At 48.8% G+C, this 19,566-nt stretch carries 9 protein-coding genes; all 9 read left to right on the top strand.

Annotated elements, in window-relative coordinates; translation table 11 throughout:
- Positions 1–9 precede the first annotated feature (9 nt).
- The 9 genes from OGV80_RS01225 to OGV80_RS01190 all read left to right on the top strand — a co-directional run bounded on the left by OGV80_RS01225 (position 10) and on the right by OGV80_RS01190 (position 19,513).
- Positions 10–2,568: a hypothetical protein gene (locus OGV80_RS01225; protein WP_286513305.1), complete on the top strand. Its 2,559-nt coding sequence runs from the start codon at positions 10–12 to the stop codon at positions 2,566–2,568.
- 14 nt (positions 2,569–2,582) lie between these two features.
- On the top strand, positions 2,583–4,673 hold the full coding sequence (locus tag OGV80_RS01220; protein WP_220152189.1) for a hypothetical protein: 2,091 nt from the start codon (positions 2,583–2,585) through the stop codon (positions 4,671–4,673).
- 19 nt (positions 4,674–4,692) lie between these two features.
- Positions 4,693–10,536: a DEAD/DEAH box helicase gene (locus OGV80_RS01215; RefSeq protein ID WP_286513302.1), complete on the top strand. Its 5,844-nt coding sequence runs from the start codon at positions 4,693–4,695 to the stop codon at positions 10,534–10,536.
- 90 nt (positions 10,537–10,626) lie between these two features.
- The gene (locus OGV80_RS24390; RefSeq protein ID WP_217991822.1) at positions 10,627–10,827 is read left to right on the top strand and encodes a very short patch repair endonuclease; all 201 of its coding nucleotides are present in this window, start codon (positions 10,627–10,629) and stop codon (positions 10,825–10,827) included.
- Between the two features lie 293 nt (positions 10,828–11,120).
- Positions 11,121–11,954 (top strand): HNH endonuclease, encoded by an 834-nt coding sequence (locus tag OGV80_RS01210; protein ID WP_286513300.1) that lies wholly within the window; start codon positions 11,121–11,123, stop codon positions 11,952–11,954.
- 232 nt (positions 11,955–12,186) lie between these two features.
- Complete coding sequence (locus tag OGV80_RS01205; protein WP_286513298.1) at positions 12,187–13,896, top strand: class I SAM-dependent DNA methyltransferase; 1,710 nt, start codon at positions 12,187–12,189, stop codon at positions 13,894–13,896.
- A complete protein-coding gene (locus OGV80_RS01200) occupies positions 13,886–15,208 on the top strand; it encodes a restriction endonuclease subunit S (RefSeq protein WP_286513297.1) in 1,323 nt (440 codons plus the stop codon). The genes OGV80_RS01205 and OGV80_RS01200 overlap by 11 nt, the downstream gene beginning before the upstream one ends.
- Complete coding sequence (locus OGV80_RS01195) at positions 15,201–16,382, top strand: DUF4268 domain-containing protein (protein WP_121339976.1); 1,182 nt, start codon at positions 15,201–15,203, stop codon at positions 16,380–16,382. Before OGV80_RS01200 ends, OGV80_RS01195 begins: the two co-directional genes overlap by 8 nt.
- Positions 16,382–19,513, top strand: a complete 3,132-nt coding sequence (locus OGV80_RS01190; protein WP_220152183.1) for a type I restriction endonuclease subunit R — start codon at positions 16,382–16,384, stop codon at positions 19,511–19,513. Before OGV80_RS01195 ends, OGV80_RS01190 begins: the two co-directional genes overlap by 1 nt.
- Positions 19,514–19,566 lie beyond the last annotated feature (53 nt).

Here is a 19,566-nt window from a genome sequence, read left to right as displayed (position 1 = left end):
TGTTCGCGAATGAACTGGACGTCACCGATTACGCTCGATGGCTGGGAAAGTAAACTGATTGATTATTTTCTTCGGTTTGGTGCTGACGACGATGCGCAGGATATTCGCTGGTTTGAAGTTACGCCGGAGACGCTCGCGGCAGCATTCGCCGACAGCGGCGTTAGCGCGGATGATGTTGAGGAAGCGTTTCGAACCTGCATGTCGAAAATACGGGAGCTGCCGCAGCGCCTTGCAGGCGGCATGATGGAAAAGTCAACTCGTCGTTCGCCCGGATATTTTACTTATCTGGTCATGACGTTACTTATTAGCAGTAAATTCGACGTACAGGAAAAACGCAATGATTTTCGCCTGAAACTACAGAGCTGGTTGCAGACCACGCATAGTTTTCAGAACTTATCCGGCGTCAACAAGATGTGGGAGGCATTAACCGAATGGCTTGACCAACGTATTCAGGAAGGCGAGCCCTACAGGCGTCTTGTCCTGCCGCCGCGGGATGGCTGGGTCCAGATCGGTCACACACTGCGATTGGCATTCCCGAATAAAGCCGATCTACGCCTAATGAGAGAATGTCTTGAAAGCTATCCACAAGCTGGCGCGAACCCGCGCCAGCTAATTGAATACTTTCAAATCGTTATTCAGAGATACGGTGTTTCTCCTGCGCTGAAAGAGGCTTTTGCCGAATTCAGCGACGCTTGGTTGTTGGGTCATCGCGCGCTGTTCGATATGCCTTTCTGGCACCTGCGCCAACGAGCAGTCCAGCTATCTTCCTGTGTAACACCGCATCAGGCCATCATTGATATGTACGTCGATTTCGATGGCTCGCGGTGCTATTTCAGTGTCGCAGACAAGAGCGACGAAAGAGTTTTTCATCCTACATTATCCGAAGCTCTTATCGCCCGCGACGCAGAGAGTAGCGAAAATCTGGGGAAGGCGACGCAGGTTGGCTTACTCTTTTTTTACGAGATAGGACACGGACGCTGGAGAGCTAAATCGTCACCCGACGTAGACTCCCAACAGTTTCATATCGCTTTATCCAGTAAACATTCTGTACAGATGAGCAAGCGCTTGAATGAATATATTTCAGAGGACGAGTGGATTTTAACGTCGCAGCCGCTGAGCAGGGTTTCAGCGGCTGATTTATTCCGATTAATACGATCCTCTTCGGCTAATCAGGATGATGTCGTTACACGCCCTCAGCTATACGGAGGAATACGCGTCCCTGGCGGATGGCTGGGATTACCGGCATTTTTGCCTTATGTTGAGTCAGATACGCGGCGCTACAAAATATATTCAACCGTGAATGATGAAGCAGGAACCAATATTTCTGTAATAGATGGTCGGCTGAATTCTTCTGAGCCGCTTAACGGTGAATTTTTCATCGAGCCAGTCCTTAAGGCGGGTGAACAAACGCCGCTCTGGCGGCGTCGCGCGCGTTTTTTCACCCGCGCCATACCGCACCCTACTTTAGGTGAAAGCGCAAGATACCGGTTTGAACTGCTTTGCGATTGGTTGACGTCTTCACTAAAGGCACCGGCGTTTAATTTCGAAGGATTGTTTGAGTGGGAAGATAGCGAAGCGTGTTGCGATCACCTCCTCGAAGCGATTTACGCGAGTGGAGCCAGCGGCTGGGAAGAAGCTGAATTAATCGAGCTTCTCAAGTCTGTGACCGGTGATCTCAACGTATGGCATTTGATTCGTTGTTTACATCATGCGGGTCTGATCGAGCCGCGCTTGCGGCCAGGCTGGAAAGGTCGGGTATGGACATTAGTTAAACCTTCATTGTTTTATATTCGCAATGGAGAAAATAGTCTGATTGTTGTGGAAGGCGCAGTCTGCGCCAGTCTGATGGATGATTTTCAAAAAGCGGTCGCTGGGCTGGGTGGAAATAGTTTTCGTCGTTGCGGTGTAAGCCTCTGGTCGCCGCCTGTATTTGGAGCAGCACTAGCTAATCCTCTTGCATTATCCCAACGTATGGGATGGCCGCTTATCGAAGCACCGTCGTCATCCGATACAACACCACTTTCACTGGTCTCAACGGAGCGCACAGCTGAACTACACGAGCCAGCGGCTGTCTGGAACTGGCGTTCAGGAAGATTTCAGCAGCATGGTTCTGAGGATAAAGAGTCTGCTTCGCTGTCATATCATAATCACCCTGGCGGGCGAGATCATGATATTTATCGGGTTGTTTCCGGAAAAAAAACAATACATTATCTTTCTAGAACTGCAGCTATTATCGCTGCTGGCGCAAAAAACCGGCAACCCGTGTTTAAACGCATCACCAAAAATCATCTGCTATGTCTTATCACTGATTGCGGTCTGCCTGACGCGCTTGCCGCGGGAATACGGCGTCACACACTCAGAAACGGAGGCCCAACGGATTCTGGTTATGTTTATCCTGTCGATGACGCCTCTTTCTTCTGGTTGAAATCGCTGCTTCCGGGATGTTTTTCTTCCCTCGCGCCGGACGGCGAGAAGGAAGCAAGCAATTTGGTTTCCTCCGCTCGCCATTCCGGCGGGAAAATACGTCTGACATGGCGAGACGGGCGACTCATGCTGGGTCCGAGATAATAAGGAAAATAACAATGAGTGAAATTCCATGGTATCTTGGTCAATATGACCGCAGAAATTACCAGTCGTACTTCAAAGTTGTCGCGCAGGAAACCCAAGATGGCTGGAGTGTGATCGACAATCCTAAGAAGAAATTTCCTCGTACAGGGGAAGTCGAGTTTAACGGAACTGACCTTTTACAATTTCGCCCGCAAGAATGGGCTGCCTTTCAGGTAGGTCCAGGTCCTCGAAACAAGACTCAGGCGAAACACACCCGTCGTATTTATCCTTATTATGATTTATCTTCCGGGCAATCACTGCTGGAGGCGCGTCGTAGATTAAGTTTCGATGGCATAACGGCAGACGGCGAACCGGGATTATGGGCTATCCGCTTCGGGTCCGATGCGCTTATTCTGGCTAATCTGGCGGAATCGAAATCAGGCAGCCTTATCCTGTCCAGAAATCAGAACGTTTACGAATATGATTTCAATGAAAACGGCGTAATTATCGTATCCGGTATATCTGAAAGCGAAAATTTATTTTATATGCCCGATGTCGATGCATCACCAACCCAGGTCCATGACTGGACGCCGGATAAGCAATACATCGAAAACGTTATTCGACTACTTTCCTGCGCTGATTCAACAGCCGCGGTAGCTTCGTGGCTTCGGGTGCATACAAACGAGCAAAATGGGGAATTAACATCCGGCACCGAAGCTCTTCTGGCTGCCGCTCAAACGCTCCGGGCTGGAGAGCTGGCGAAGAAACTGGAAGAAGAGGATTCACTGGCTCGTCAATTTACTGAAGCGGTGTTGAAGGACCAGCATATCACCCGCCTTCTCGACCATCAGATAAAAAACATTGCGAAAGAAGAGCGAGTCGCATTGCGCGCCGAACAGCATAAGGCGCTCGAGAAAGAGTTTTCTATTGAACGACGGCGACGTCGTGAAGTTATTGAAACGGAAATGGCCGTTTTTGAGAAGACAAGTAAAAGCGAGATCGAAGAGAAGCTCGCACAATTACGGCAACTCGAAGAAGAAAAATTACACATTGATTTTGCAGAAAAGCAAGCGAATATAGAACAAACGCTCAAACAGGAAAAAGCGTATCTCGAAAGCGAAATTAGCCGTCTGAAAGACGCCAACGCTGATTTATGCGCTCAGAACGAAAACCAGCGTCAGATACTGGCTTCTTTGACCTGTGAACATGAAGACTGTTTGGCATCTTTAACAGATATCGAAGAACATACCGCTCAGGCGCAAATTGAACTCGAAAAAATAGATATCGCCATTGCTGAGAAGGCTCGTCGTATGGCTTACTCAGCGATCCCCGAAGTACGCCTCCCGGTGCAAGCGAGAGTCGTATCTTGCGAAGAGTTCGGTCATACCGTCAGAGAGAACAAGCTACTGACGTCTGACGGAAAGATACTCATGACGCAATTTCTGGCGTTGATGTTGGCCGGCGAGTGTCCATTGCTATATGGCCCGGAGACACAAGACTTCCTTGCTATTGCCGAATCGCTGATTTCTTCAGGCCGCTCCATCCGACAGATCGCCGATCCAACGATGATTTCCTGTGAAGATCTTTGGGTTCGTGCGGGAAATAATATGGCAACGCCGTTTTATCAGGGTTTATTATTGAGCGAAGCCTCTTGTCCTCGAACGATTCTCGCCGTCATTGAACGTGTCGAATGTTCCGCTGCGCGTTTCTGGCTGCCAACGCTGAAAGACCGATTACACGGCGGCGATTTGCCCAGACGCTTTCTGATTTGCGGCACCATTGAGAACGAAGATTGTGAAGAAGCAGAGAAAATGAAGGAACAACATCTTCGCCTACGGATGGAAAACGTCGTCATTCAGAATGCGATTGCGCTGTCCCCTTTGCACCTTTCCCCGGAAAATCATAGTGAACTGGATCCTGGCATAGCATCGCAAGGTTCACTCCCGGATAAACTCGCTATCACGGATAAAATGTCAGCCGGACGTTTGGATCTGGCAAATACCCTACGGGCGATGCGAACGGCACATGAAGTCGCGCCGTTTGATGATGAAAACAAAGCGATACATCAGAAGCAGTTAGTCGATTTATACGCTGATTTGCAGAATAACGAGCTGTACGCCCAATAAATTACAGGAGAAGGAAATCATGTTAGATCCAATTGGCGGTTTTCGCCGCATTCAGGACTTCTTCATTTCATATATAGAAACCAGCTTTCGAATTGCCGATCCTTCAGTCGCGGACTCAAGACGCAGTCTCTTGAATAGCAGCGGGGAATTTGCCGCAGAGCCCTACATTGAACCTGTTTTACGGTATGAGTCTTCGGATAAAACGCTTGAAGCTTTGGCCGAGATGGACAGCGGGCCGCTGAATAGCTTGTCTTCCAAAGGCCGTAAAGCGTTCGTCGAACTAGCGTTATCCGGTCTGTTCGATTCTAAACCAGGCGACGAAGTCTGGCCGCGTCGTTCGGTCCATGCGCCCTATAGCCACCAGACTCAAATGCTAGAGCGCGGTATTCGCCCCGGCTGCCCCGGCATTGTGACATCGGGAACAGGTTCGGGAAAAACGGAAAGTTTTATGTTGCCGATACTGGCTGCATTATCGAATGAGGCTGTCAACTGGGCCAAGCCTTGCGATGGCTATCTGCAAAATCGGTGGTGGAATGGCGAAAAAACAAACTGGGTTTCTCGTCGCGAAGGGGAAAGACGCCCTGCAGCGGTCAGGGCGATGGTGCTTTACCCAATGAACGCTCTGGTTGAAGATCAAATGGCGCGTTTGCGTAAAACACTGGATTCCGACGATGCGCGAGAGGTCATGGAGCAGCGTTTCGCCGGAAACAAGATCTTCTTCGGGCAATATACCAGCGCCACACCGATTACCGGCTACTCTAACCATCCTCGTCTTTCCGGCATCAGTTCGGAAAAAAGCCGCCGGGCTCGTAATCTTGAAAAATTACGTAAGGCGTTGAAACGAATTGATAGCGATCAGCAGGCTGCGCGCGCATTCGACGAAAAAGAAAACGCTTCGGAAAAGACCCGATATATATTTCCTTCTACAGACGGCGGGGAAATGATGTCTCGCTGGGATATGCAGGCTGCCCCGCCTGACGTTCTTGTCACTAACGCCTCAATGCTAGGGGCAATGCTTTCGCGCGAAGTCGAAGACGGTATTTTTGATGCAACGCGCGAATGGTTGATGAATAACAACGATGCGTACTTCTATCTGGTATTCGACGAACTGCATTTAATGCGCGGTTCCGCTGGAACCGAAACCGCAATGTTGATTAAGTCGCTGATTATCAGACTTGGGCTTGACGATCCGAAACATCGCTACAAACTGCGTTTGCTGGCGTCTTCCGCATCGCTGCCGATGGATGGAGCTGATGGAGAACAATCACGGAAATACCTTCGAGATCTCTTTGCGCCCTTTGGCACTTGCCGCGATTCTCTGGATCCCGGTAGCGATAAGCCTGATTTCTGGCTTAACTGCGTCATTCAGGGAAAACCTTATATACCGTTGAAGCCAGAAGGAAAAATCGCCGTGCGGCCTTTTGCCGCATTAATGCGGGTTGCCCTTGAGAATCAGGGAAATGTCATTCGCAATTTGAATATGACGGACGCGCTGAGTCAGGCTTTGTCTGATGTATTCCTGGCTCTGAGCGTGAATGCGCAAAATGATATACAAGGCATTAAACAAGCGGCGGAAAAAGCGGCTGCGCTATTGACCAACGCTTGTATAGAAGAAGACGGCGAGTTGCCACGAGCAATGCCTCCAGGACTTATTATAGATAAGATTTTTCTGAAGGAAGACTCGGATAAACCAGATGAATTGGAATTAGCATTACGCGGGTTAATGCTGGTGCGCGCGCTGCCGGAATGCGGAGTGGTTTGCGAGAAGCCCGCCAACGTCACACCAGCTTTTCGCGTGCATACATTCGTCAGAAATATTGAAGGTTTCTTTGCCTCCGTATCGGCGGGAGAGCAAAAGGCGAAATTCGCAGACTTTTGCCTAGAGCGAGGGCTGTCGCATGCGCCATCAACACCAGCCGGAAAACGTGGTCGCCGTTTGTTCGAAATGTTGTATTGTGAAGCGTGTGGCGAGTTACTGATCGGGGGGCAGAAGGGACAGAATCACGGTAAAATCATCGAATTATTACCTTCAGCGACAAATCTGGAAAATCTTCCAGAACGCCCTAGCGCTGAATATTACGATGATATGACACTGGATGAGTTCGCGGTTTTCTGGCCTGTCGATATAGCTGATCGACCGCCGGTAGGTTGCGAAAAAGGTTGGGATGTCTGGGAAAAAGCGGCGCTTAATCCTGTTACAGGCATAGTGACCACTGGTCAGGAAACATCAACGACGAATACTGACGTAGTTCGCGGGTATATCTATTTCCAGAATCAGGTTAAGCCTAAAAAAGGTGAGCCGCCGAAGAAACCCTCTGCGCAACCTTTCTGCTGCCCTAGCTGCGGTATTGACTATTCCAGCCGGCCTGCCAGCAATCGTTCCAGATCGCCCATTCGCGCATTTCGTACCGGTGTGACGAAATCATCCCAACTGGTAGCAACGGAGCTATTTGAATTACTGCATGCGATCGGCGCAGAAGCAAAGAGTATTGTTTTCTCAGACAGTCGACAGGATGCGGCATCAATGGCGCTGGAAATCGAACGGCTGCACTTGCGCGATCTACGCAGGGAAATATTGATCGCAGCGTCCAGGGCGATGATTAACGAGGCCGAAAGCGGGTACATTTCAGACAAGGATATTGAAGAAAGGAAAGCCAAAGCTATACAATCTGGAGACTACGATGAGTATGCCAAACTAGATAACCTTCAAAAAAGCCAAGTCGGAATTACCGAGCTTTGTAAATATCGACGGGTAAAAATAGACAAATTGCTGGAGTCTGAAGGCGGCTCAATCGGAAGAATCACATCTGAGCTAGTCGGACTGGGAATATCACCCTATAAATACCGTTCTAATTCAGATGAGAATGATAGCGCTGTTTGGCATGCTAATTTCATTAAAGAAGAGGAATCGGTTAGATTCAGTGAAAGACTTCCTTCTCATGAACTAATGAAAATAAAGACGAAAATATCTTACGATCAATCTGAACTGATAGATGACGTTATCTTCGCCAATACTTTTTTCGCGCTGGAAGAAACAGGACTGGCATACCCATGTATCTCAGATAAAGATGACATGCCGGAAATTGATGCTTGGCTAAGGGTGTTTTCCGGTGCCTATCGTGTTAAAGAGAATAAATATTTCGATGCAAGCCGTACTCGTGATTGGTATGTTGGGAAAGATGTTGAAAAAGAGAAAATTAAGCGAGTCGCGAGAGTTTTATTCGGTGATAACAACTATCAAGATGGGTTGACGCGTATATTAAAGCAGTTTACTGATTTGAAACATCCAGCAGGATTAATTAGTATCGGCAAGTTGTTTCTTAAAGTTGCTAAACCTGGCGATAATTACTGGCAATGCGGTAATTGTGGGCGAATTCACTTACATTTAGGGTTCAATCATTGTACCCGTTGCGTAAACCCGCTCGACATTAAACCCAGCGGAGTTGTCGAAGAGCTATGGGAAGAAAATTTTCTTGGTAAACGCATTGTACGTGGAGAGCGAGACGGAGTTAAACGTTTCCGGCTGAACGTCGAAGAATTGACGGGACAAACGGATGATTTCTCCGATCGTCTGCGTAAGTTCAAGGGTATTTTCGTCGATAAGATGAGTGAACTTGAAAAGCTAGATGCGGAAATAGATATGCTTGCTGTTACCACGACAATGGAAGTTGGAATTGATATCGGTTCACTTCAGTCTGTTTATCAGGCGAACATGCCGCCTCAACGGTTTAACTACCAGCAGCGCGTCGGTCGAGCTGGGCGACGCGGCCAAGCTTTTTCTTTCGTTATCACATTTTGTCGCGGACGTACTCATGATGCTTACTATTTCGCCCATCCTCATGCGATCACCGGTGATCCACCGCCGCCGCCCTTTCTGGCGGTAGATCACGATGCCATTCCATTAAGACTTATGCGGAAAGTATGGCTTAGAGCTGCATTTAATCTTTTACGCGAAGAGGATCATAAAAACGGAACAACTTTCCCTGGAGATAAGCTCGTTCCTCCTGATATTCATGGCGAATATGTTTCTACGCATGATTACTATCATAGCGATGAAACAAATTGGGCTGAAAGATTGCTGGGAGCATTGAAAGCGACTCAGAATATACATGATCGTTTTATTGAAGCAGCAACATTCGCTCCAGAGCAAAAACAACGTCTTTATTCCGCATTAAATGCGGAAAGAGTAATTGATGAAATCGCTGAACTGAATGCTTATGTCCCTGAAGAAGATATGGGGCTCGCTCGTTTCCTGGCCGAACACGGTAAACTGCCGATGTATGGAATGCCGACACGGGTGCGCAACCTTTATTTGGGATTGCGTAAAACAAAAGGTCTGAATGCTCAAGAAGAATACGAATGGTCGACGATGGATCGAGATCTTGATCTCGCAGTTTTCGAATATGCTCCCGGTTCTGTATTGATTAAGGATAAGAAAAAGCATGAGGTAATAGGCTTTACAGGCAATTACCAGGAACCACAGGTCAAAAATAACCGAATATGGGATCTATCGACGGTAGGCTCCTGGCAGGAGTCATGCAGCCATGTAGCAATTTGCCCGGCATGTGGCTCCGCCAAGCTGGAGTTACATAAGCCTGGCAGCGATATTAATTGCGAGGATTGCCGCGCTCCTATTAGTCCTGACGAATTCAGGCTTTATATCACGCCCGCCGCTTTTCGCACGGATTTCAAACCCAAAGACGATATAGATAGTTTTATCCGCATGTCGTTGAAAACCACGGCGACAGTGTTGCATGAAGGCATTCCAACAAAATGCGATTCTTTCACTGTGCAACGCGGCGAAGTGACCATCCTGCGCCTCAACGATGGTCCTATTAATGGAGAAAAGGAAGGTGAACGATTTACTGTCGACTTGGTAACCGATCAAAAAGCACCGATGCCCTTTTCTACATATTGTTCGTCAGTTAAAGGCGAGCAGGCTATCGATTCAGGATGGCTGGAATCGCACAATAACCCGCGCTGGCAGTTTAGCGGCAAGAGAAAAAGTTTTGGGCTTATATCGAGCAAAGAGACCGAATCGCTTCATCTTGAACTAACGAAATTCGATACTCGCCTTAATCTGAATATGGTCGCCAGATACGGAGAGTACATGAATTTGCCTACGCGCGCCGCGGCTATCAGCGCAACCCAGATATTGACGCATAAAGCAGCGCTCTATCTGGATGTTTCGCCAGATGAATTTGAAATACTTGAACCCCGACTACATCTTGGTAAACCCATATTGCAAATCGCCGACGCGTTAATCAACGGTTCAGGATTATGCAGACGGCTTGCCGAACCAGCAACTGCTAACGGCTTACCTTTGATAGTCAAATTATTACATGAGATTCTCGAAGAGAAAAACGACTGGCCGATGGTTGATTTTCTAAAAAATGATCACCCGACTCAGTGCAAAACCGCGTGTTACAAGTGCATACAGCGCTATGGCAACCGTCAGTATCACGGCTTGTTGGACTGGCGTTTAGGTATGGCCTATTTACGAGCGATGGTTATGCCTGAATTCGCATGCGGCCTGAACTCCGTCGACTGGAACCAACCGGAAATGAAAGGCTGGCGAGAAAGAGCGTTTGAGTTAGCGGAAGACGTCGAGGCGCTACGACCAGGAACAATCAAATTGTCAAAAGAGCATTCATTACCTGTTCTTATCGAAATACAGGACGGAAAAGAGCTTTGGCGAGCGGCCGTAACGCATCCATTATGGCAATGGAGAGACGCCGAACGTGATGCCCTTATCAACACTTTTGGATTGGTTGATGGGAAGTCGCCGCTACGATTCATCGATACATTTGAACTGGAAAGACGACCACTGCGTGCGCTGACGAATCTTAAAAAATTGCAGTAGCGTTTATTGTTACTGGCTGGTGTTTTTTGCCGAAGACGCTTTCGATGCGAAAGCGCTTTTAAGTGACGACATAACATAGCGAGGTTTACGATGGATACGGTTTCTCCTGCTAAACGAAGCTATGTTATGTCCAAGGTTAAGGGGAGAGATAGCAATTCAGAAAGAATCGTTAGACGTCTCGTCTATCATGCTGGATTTCGTTATCGTTTATGCGATCCACGATTGCCGGGCAAGCCAGATTTAGTGTTTTGGGGAAAGCGTAAAATTATCTTCGTGCATGGCTGTTTTTGACATGGTCATGAGGGATGTCAGCGAAATCGTATGCCAAAGTCAAACCAGGAATACTGGTTTGTTAAGTTGGGGAAAAACAAAGTCAGAGATACTTTGCATTTATCAAAACTACATGAAATGGGTTGGCAGAAGTTGGTGGTTTGGGAGTGCGAACTTAAAGAAACAGATATCCTTTTGGAAAAAATGAAAACGTTCTTAAAAGAATGATGGACAGGACAAATTTTAATAAAACGTTGCGTATTTATATAGATAGATAGTAGTTTTATAGAAAACCCTCACATAAGATCATTATAATGCTTGTTTTTGATAAAAACGGTACTGAACTGAACGCGGAGTGCACAGTAGATGAAGAAGATGGGGTTTATGGCCTAATCCTTGAGTCTTGGGGACCAGCACACAGAAACAAAGACTACAATATTGCCCTCGATTGTATCATTGAGCGACTGATCAATTCCGATGTAGATAATGTCGTTGTATATCTTGCCTCATCGACAGCCAGAAAGCATATGCCGTCCATAACTGAAAGAAAAATCCATCCTGGTGAATACTTTTCTCTAGTAGGTAATAGCTTTCGAGATATTCGCCAAGAAATGTGTAGTTATCAAGCTCATTTCAGTAGCACAGGTAGAAAAGAAGTTCCTTCTGGTAACAGGACCAAACGAATAATGATAAGTGTTCCTAAAGTCAACAGTGGCGAATTTTGGGAACAAATAATACATGGAGAATCATCAGATCTCTTGCAACCTACAGATGATGAGAACGTTCTGAATACAAGAGTTAGCAAATTAATAAAAAAACCTCTGAGTAAGCCCAAAGGATATAAAGTACCAGGCGCGGTAGAGCGACTTCAAAAGGTCTATGTTAGAGATCCTGCGGTGAAAGCTTGGATCTTGCAGCAAAGTAAGGGTGTTTGTGAAAACTGTGGTGCAAAGGCACCGTTTTATTTAAACGATGGTAGCCCATACCTGGAAGTACATCACGTGATACCTCTATCTTCAGGAGGTGCTGATACCACAAGCAACTGCGTTGCACTTTGTCCCAATTGCCATAGGGCCTTGCACTACAGTCAAAATGCGAAAGAACTAGTCGAGATGCTTTACATTAATACAGATAGATTGCAGAAGTGAGGGGGTTCTTTTCTAAGTGGCTTGCAGACGAGCAACGTCCCATTTCTTTAAGAATAAGCAAGCGAGACGGTGATCTAGTTTCCTCTTTTTTACCCTGCAAAGGCAAACTTCTTGAAGCCGTGTCGTTTGTAATCTCCCCCGTTCCGGGTATCATTTTGCGAACTGCATTCCAAAAATGAATTTGCGGAAAAGCATGGCTGCTTTTTCGCTGCGATCTCCCCCGAGGATTTTCATGAACAACGCTGAACAACTCTTTCTGAACGAGCTGGATAACAAATTCTGGAAGGCCGCTGATAAGCTACGTGCCAACATGGATGCCGCCAACTACAAGCACGTGGTGCTAGGACTTATCTTTCTGAAATATGTCTCCGATGCATTTGAGGCCCGTCAACAGGAGCTGATAACCCTGTTCCGCGACATCGGCAACCCGGACAACATCTACGCCATGTCGCGCGATGATTACGACTCCGACGAAGATTACGCACAGGCGATTGTTGATGAGCTGGAAGTCGAGGATTACTACACCGAAAAGAACATCTTCTGGGTCCCTAAAGCTGCTCGCTGGGACACGCTGAAAAACAAAGCCATGCTGCCGACCGGTACGGTGCTGTGGGTGGATGAAACGACCGGACAGGATGTGAAGCTGCGCTCCGTCTCCTGGCTGGTGGACAACGCGCTGGATGAAATCGAAAAAACCAACCCGAAACTGAAAGGCATTCTGAACCGCATCAGCCAGTACCAGTTGGGCAACGAGGTACTGACCGGGCTGATTAACACCTTCTCTGACGCCAACTTCAGCAACCCGGAATATAACGGTGAGAAACTGAGCTTAAAGAGCAAAGATATTCTCGGCCACGTATACGAATATTTCCTCGGTCAGTTCGCGCTGGCGGAAGGTAAACAGGGCGGCCAGTATTACACGCCAAAAAGTATCGTCACCCTGATTGTTGAAATGCTGCAACCGTATAACGGGCGGGTGTATGACCCGGCGATGGGTTCCGGCGGGTTCTTTGTTTCCAGCGACCGCTTTATTGAAGAGCACGCGGGCGAGAAGCAGTACAACGCCGCCGAGCAGAAGCGCAATATCTCTGTTTACGGCCAGGAGTCCAACCCGACCACCTGGAAGCTGGCGGCAATGAATATGGCGATCCGGGGTATCGACTTTAACTTCGGCAGCAAAAACGCCGACACCCTGCTGGACGACCAGCACCCGGATCTGCGCGCTGACTTCGTGATGGCGAACCCGCCGTTCAACATGAAGGAGTGGTGGAACGCCAAGCTGGAAAACGACGTTCGCTGGAAATACGGCACACCGCCGCAGGGCAACGCCAACTTTGCGTGGATGCAGCACATGATCCACCACCTCGCGCCAAAAGGTTCGATGGCGCTGCTGCTGGCGAACGGTTCGATGAGTTCCAACACCAACAACGAAGGCGAAATCCGCCGTAACCTGATTGAAGCGGATCTGGTGGAATGTATGGTGGCGCTGCCAGGGCAACTGTTTACCAACACCCAAATCCCGGCCTGTATCTGGTTCCTGACCAAAGATAAATCCGGTGGCAACGGCAAAGCGCACCGTAAAGGTGAAGTGTTGTTTATCGATGCCCGCCAGATTGGCTATATGAAAGACCGCGTGCTGCGTGATTTCAGCCGCGAGGATATTGCCAAAATTGCTGAGACCTTCCATGCCTGGCAGACAGATAAAGAGTACGAAGACGAAGCCGGATTCTGTTTCTCGGCAACGCTTGAAGACATCCAGAAAAACGACTTTGTGCTTACTCCAGGGCGCTATGTCGGTGCGGCCGAACAGGACGAAGACGATGAACCCTTTGCCGAGAAGATGGCACGACTGACTGCGCAGCTGAAAGAGCAACTGGAAGAGAGCGCGAAACTGGAAGCGCAGATTAAGGCGAATCTGGGGGGGCTGGGTTATGAGTTCTGAGTTTTATAGCACTACCATTGGTGAACAAATCACTTTGCAGAGAGGTTTTGATATCACCAAAAAAGAGCAAGAAAAAGGGGATGTTCCTGTGGTTTCATCAGGAGGAATATCAAGCTATCACAATGTAGCTAAAGTAAGTGGTCCTGGCGTAATATTGGGACGAAAAGGAACTTTGGGGACGGTTTTTTTTATCGAAGAAGACTACTGGCCTCATGATACAACACTTTGGGTTAAAGATTTTAAAGGAAACAATCCATCCTTTGTTTATTACTTTTTTAAAAATATGAGTAAGCAATTGAAGGGCATGGATGTTGGAGCCGCAAATCCTGCACTAAATAGAAATCACGTTCATCCTCTTGAAATTACGTGGCCTAGCAGCGACGTTCAAAAACACATCTCTAAAATTCTATCCTCTCTTGATAATAAAATTAAAAGCAACGAAAAAATCAACCAAACCCTAGAGCAAATGGCCCAAGCCTTGTTCAAAAGTTGGTTTATCGATTTTGAACCGGTAAAAGCCAAAATCGCAGCGCTGGAAGCGGGCGGTTCGCAGGAAGAATCCACACTTGCGGCCATGACGGCGATTTCCGGGAAAGAGGCTGATGCGCTGGTGGTTTTTGAGCGTGAACACCCTGAGCAATATGCAGAGTTAAAAGCCACGGCAGAACTGTTTCCGTCTGTGATGCAGGATAGTGAGATGGGGGCGATTCCGGAAGGTTGGGCTTTGGGGACATTAAGTGACATTGCAATTTTTGCCAACGGTAAAGTGGACGTTTCTTCTCTGACACCGGCTACATATGTTTCTACTGAGAATATGCTTGAAAATCGAGCCGGTATTTCTAGCGCTTCTTCATTACCCTCTGTAAACAGCGTTCCTAATTTTAGACGTGGACATGTTCTGATTTCCAATATTCGCCCTTATTTCAAGAAAATTTGGTTAGCTCGGTTCGAGGGAGGCCGTTCGGCGGACGTGTTAGCCTTTGAAGCAAGAGACTCTGTTACCGTGGAGTACATTTACAATTTGCTTTATCAAGAATCGTTCTTTGATTTTATGATGCTGACTTCTAAAGGTGTGAAAATGCCTAGGGGAGATAAAAAAGCGATAATGGGTTGGCAGTGTATTTGCCCTGAGAAGAAAATCTCACACGCTTTTTCAAAGGCTGTTGGTAACTATTATTCATTTATTGAAAGCAATCATGCTCAGAATAAGACTTTAACCCAACTCCGCGATACCCTTCTCCCCAAACTCCTCTCCGGCGAAATCACCCTGCCCGAAGCAGAGCAGGCAGTAAGCGAGGCGGAAAATGTATAAAGTCGATACGCCGACCAATAGCTTGCACTCCTTGCAAGAAGTGTCGTTCAGCAGCCTCGGCTTTCGCGAGCGCGATCATTTGCAGGAGTGGCTGGCGAAAAATCCGCAGACGCTGACCAAAAAAGACGACAAAGAAGACGAACTGCTGATTATCCAGAAAGAGTTCGCCGGCTTTGACGACACCAAAGAGCGCCTCGATCTGCTTGCACTCGATAAAAAAGGCAACCTGGTGATCATCGAGAACAAACTCGATGACTCCGGGCGCGACGTAGTCTGGCAGGCGCTGAAATACGCCGGATACTGCGCCAACCTGCGTCAGGAGAGCGTGGTGGAGATCTTCCAGCTCTATCTGGATCAGTACGATCCCAGCGAGAACCGCCAGGCAGCAGACGTCATCGCCGAGTTTATAGGCTGGGAAAGCCTGAAAGAAGGGGTGCTCAACCGTAAAGGCACCCAGCGGGTCATCATGGTCGCGGCCAATTTCCGCAAAGAGGTCACCAATACCGCGCTGTGGCTGATGCAGTTTGGTATCCGCGCCCAGTGCTTCAAAGTGACCCCTTACCGTTTTGGTGAAGACGTGTTTGTCGATATCCGCCAGGTTATCCCAACCCCGGAAGCGGAGTCATACATGATCGGCATGGCGCAGAAAGAGGCGGAAGAGCAGTCAACCTCCAGCAGTAGCGAACTGCAACAGCGTCATTATCTGCGCCGCGAATTCTGGACGATGGCGCTGGAAAAATTCCGCACCAGCCCCTGTACACTGTTTAACAACCGTGCCCCCTCAACCGATCACTGGCTGGCCGCCGGGTCGGGCGTCAGCGGCGTGCCGTTTGAGCTGATCTTTTCCCAGAAAGACGCTCGCGTGCAGCTCAATATTTCGCGCGGGGATGCGCTGGAAAACACCTGGTTATTTGAACGCCTGCAGGAACGCAAAACGCACATTGAATCGCTGTTTGGCGAGCCGCTCGACTGGCGATTGCTGCCAGAGCGAAAAAGCTGCCAGATCGTCTGCTCAAAGGCGTTTGACGGCGGCAATAAAGAGATCTGGCCTGCCATTATCAACTGGATGATGGATAGCATGAACCGTCTGGAAAAAGCGATCCGCCCGAGCCTGCTGGAACTGGCGATTGAGCTGAAACAGACCGGTATGATCACCGAGGGAGAGGAAGAGTAATGCTGAGCGAAGACGATTTAGAGCAGCAATGCCTGAAATGGTTTGCTGAACAGGACTGGGAAGTGCTGCACGGGCCAGATATCGCACCGGATGGAGACAACCCGCTGCGTGCTTCATTTCATGATGTGTTTCTGCGCCCGGTGATGCTGGAGCAGCTGCAAACCATCAACCCCCATCTCCCTGTTACCGTGCTGGAAGAGGTGATACTGCGTATTACCCGCCCCGAAAGCCCGGATCTGGTCGTCAGCAATAAAGCCTTTCATCACCTGCTGCTCAATGGCGTACCCGTTGAATATAAGCATGAAGACAAGGTGATTCACGACAACGCGCTGTTAATGGATTTCAACCATCCAGACAACAACCGCTTTATGGTGGTGAACCAGGTCGCCATTCAGGGAACAAAACAGGTGCGTCGCCCGGATGTCATTGGCTATATCAATGGCCTGCCGGTAGCGGTGCTCGAACTCAAAAGTCCCATTGATGCTAACGCCGATATCTGGGCGGCGTTTAACCAGTTACAGACCTATAAAAATGAACTGAGCGACCTGTTTATCTGCAACGAAGCGCTGGTGGTGAGTGACGGGCAGAATGCGCGTATCGGCTCGCTGACTGCCGATGAAGAGCGCTTCCTGCCATGGAAAACCGTGGCTAACGAAGATGATAAACCGCAGTTTGACTGGCAGTTACAAACCGTCGTGAAGGGCTTCTTTAACCGTGCGCTTCTGCTCGATTACATTCGTTATTTTGTGCTGTTTGAGTCTGACGGTAAACGGCTGATCAAGAAAATTGCCGCCTATCACCAGTTCCACGCGGTGCGTGAAGCGGTTGCGGCCACGATTGTGGCGTCTACCGGCAAACACCTGCCGCTGCGCAGCAACATTACCCCCGGCAGTAAAAAAGCGGGCGTGGTGTGGCATACCCAGGGCTCTGGCAAAAGTATCTCTATGTGCTGCTACGCCGGAAAGCTGCTGCAACAGGCGGAGATGAACAACCCGACCATCGTGGTGGTGACCGACCGTAACGATCTGGATGGGCAGCTTTACGCCACCTTCTGCCAGGCGCAGGATTTGCTGAAACAGATGCCGTTACAGGCTAACGACCGCGACGAGCTGCGCGAGTTGCTCAATGCTCGTGAATCCGGCGGCATCATCTTTACCACCGTGCAGAAGTTTGCGCCGCTGGACAACGAGCGGAGCCATCCGGCACTCAATCAGCGCAGCAATATCGTGGTGATTTCCGATGAAGCGCACCGTAGCCAGTATGGCCTGAGTGCCACGCTGGACCGTGAAACCGGGGTCTATAAATACGGCTATGCAAAGCATATGCGCGATGCACTGCCGAACGCGTCGTTTATGGGCTTCACCGGTACGCCGATTGCCTCTGAAGATAAAGATACCCGTGCCGTGTTCGGTGATTACGTCTCGATATACGACATTCAGGATGCGGTGGATGATGGCGCGACAGTACCTATCTACTACGAATCCCGTCTGGCAAAACTCGATCTGAATCATGAGGAACTGGAAACGCTCTCCGACCAGGTAGATGAGCTGGTGGAAGATGAAGAGACGGACCAGCAAGAGAAAACCAAAGGTGACTGGAGCCGTCTGGAAAAACTGGTGGGATCTGAGCCACGTATCAAACAGGTAGCTGCGGATCTGGTTCAGCATTTTGAAACGCGCAACGCGGCCATGAACGGTAAAGCGATGATTGTCGCCATGAGCCGTGATATCTGTGTGAAGCTCTATGATGCCATCGTCGCAATCCGTCCGGACTGGCACAGTACAGATGTCGAACAAGGTGCCATCAAAGTCATCATGACGGGCTCGGCATCTGATAAAGACCATCTCCAGCCGCATATATACAACAAGCAGACCAAAAAGCGTCTTGAAGCCCGTTTTAAAGATTTGAACGATCCGCTGAAGTTGGTGATTGTCCGCGATATGTGGCTGACCGGGTTTGATGCGCCGTGTTGCCACACCATGTATATCGATAAACCGATGCGCGGCCATAACCTGATGCAGGCCATTGCGCGCGTTAACCGCGTGTTCCGGGATAAACCCGGCGGGCTGGTGGTGGATTACATTGGCATTGCCAACGAGCTGAAGCAGGCTCTGAAAACGTACACTGACTCGAAAGGGAAAGGGCAGACCACGGTAGATGCGCGGGAAGCCTTAGCCATTCTGTTGGAAAAAATCGATGTCATTCATGGGATGTTCGCATCCTCAGCAGGAAAACCCGGCTTTAGCTACGAAGGATTTTCTCGCGATCCATTAGCATTTTTACGCGATGCCGTGAACTACATTTTGGGTCTGGATGACGGTAAAAAACGCTACCTCGACGTTTCACTGGCGATGAGCAAAGCCTGGTCGCTCTGTAACACCCTTGATGAAGCTGAGCCCTTACAGGAGGAGTTCGCGTTTCTTTCTGCCGTCAGAGTGGGGCTTATCAAACTTGATCCGAAGGCAAAATTTAGCCAGTCAGAAAAAAACTCCCTGTTGAGCAAGATTCTCGATAACGCCGTTGTTGCAACCGGCGTTGAGGATGTGTTTGCTCTGGCGGGGTTAGATAAACCCAATATTGGGCTGCTGTCGGATGAGTTCCTGGAAGAAGTGCGGGAAATGCCACAGCGTAATCTGGCGGTGGAACTGCTGGAAAAACTGCTAAATGACGGCATCCATGCTCGTTCTGGTAATAACGTGGTGCAGCAGAAAAAATACTCTGACCGCCTGAAAGCCGTTTTGCTGAAATACAATAACCGGGCGATTGAAACCGCGCAGGTGATTGAAGAGCTTATCCAGATGGCGAAAGCGTTCCAGGAAGCGATGGCGCGTGATGAAGCGCTGGGGCTAAACCCGGACGAAATCGCGTTCTACGATGCACTGGCGGAAAACGATAGCGCGGTACGAGAGCTGGGTGATGATGTCCTTAAGAAACTGGCTATCGAAGTCACGTTAAAATTGCGTCAATCCACAACTGTAGACTGGCAGGTACGAGAAAGCGTGCGTGCGAGGTTACGTATTCTGGTGCGCCAGACACTACGCAAATATAAGTATCCGCCGGATAAAACACCGGGTACGGTGGAGCTGATTTTAAAACAGGCTGAGGTTATCTCGAATCATTGGACGGTATAGCAACTGATGAGTTCTATCCGCCGAGGATGACGGTGAATTTTAGTCTCAAAAAA

Origin of the sequence: Citrobacter sp. Ce119 (genome assembly GCF_030334525.1) — a bacterium.
GTDB classification, from domain to species: Bacteria; Pseudomonadota; Gammaproteobacteria; order Enterobacterales; family Enterobacteriaceae; genus Citrobacter; species Citrobacter europaeus.
This window is presented reverse-complemented; position numbering and strand designations above follow the sequence as displayed.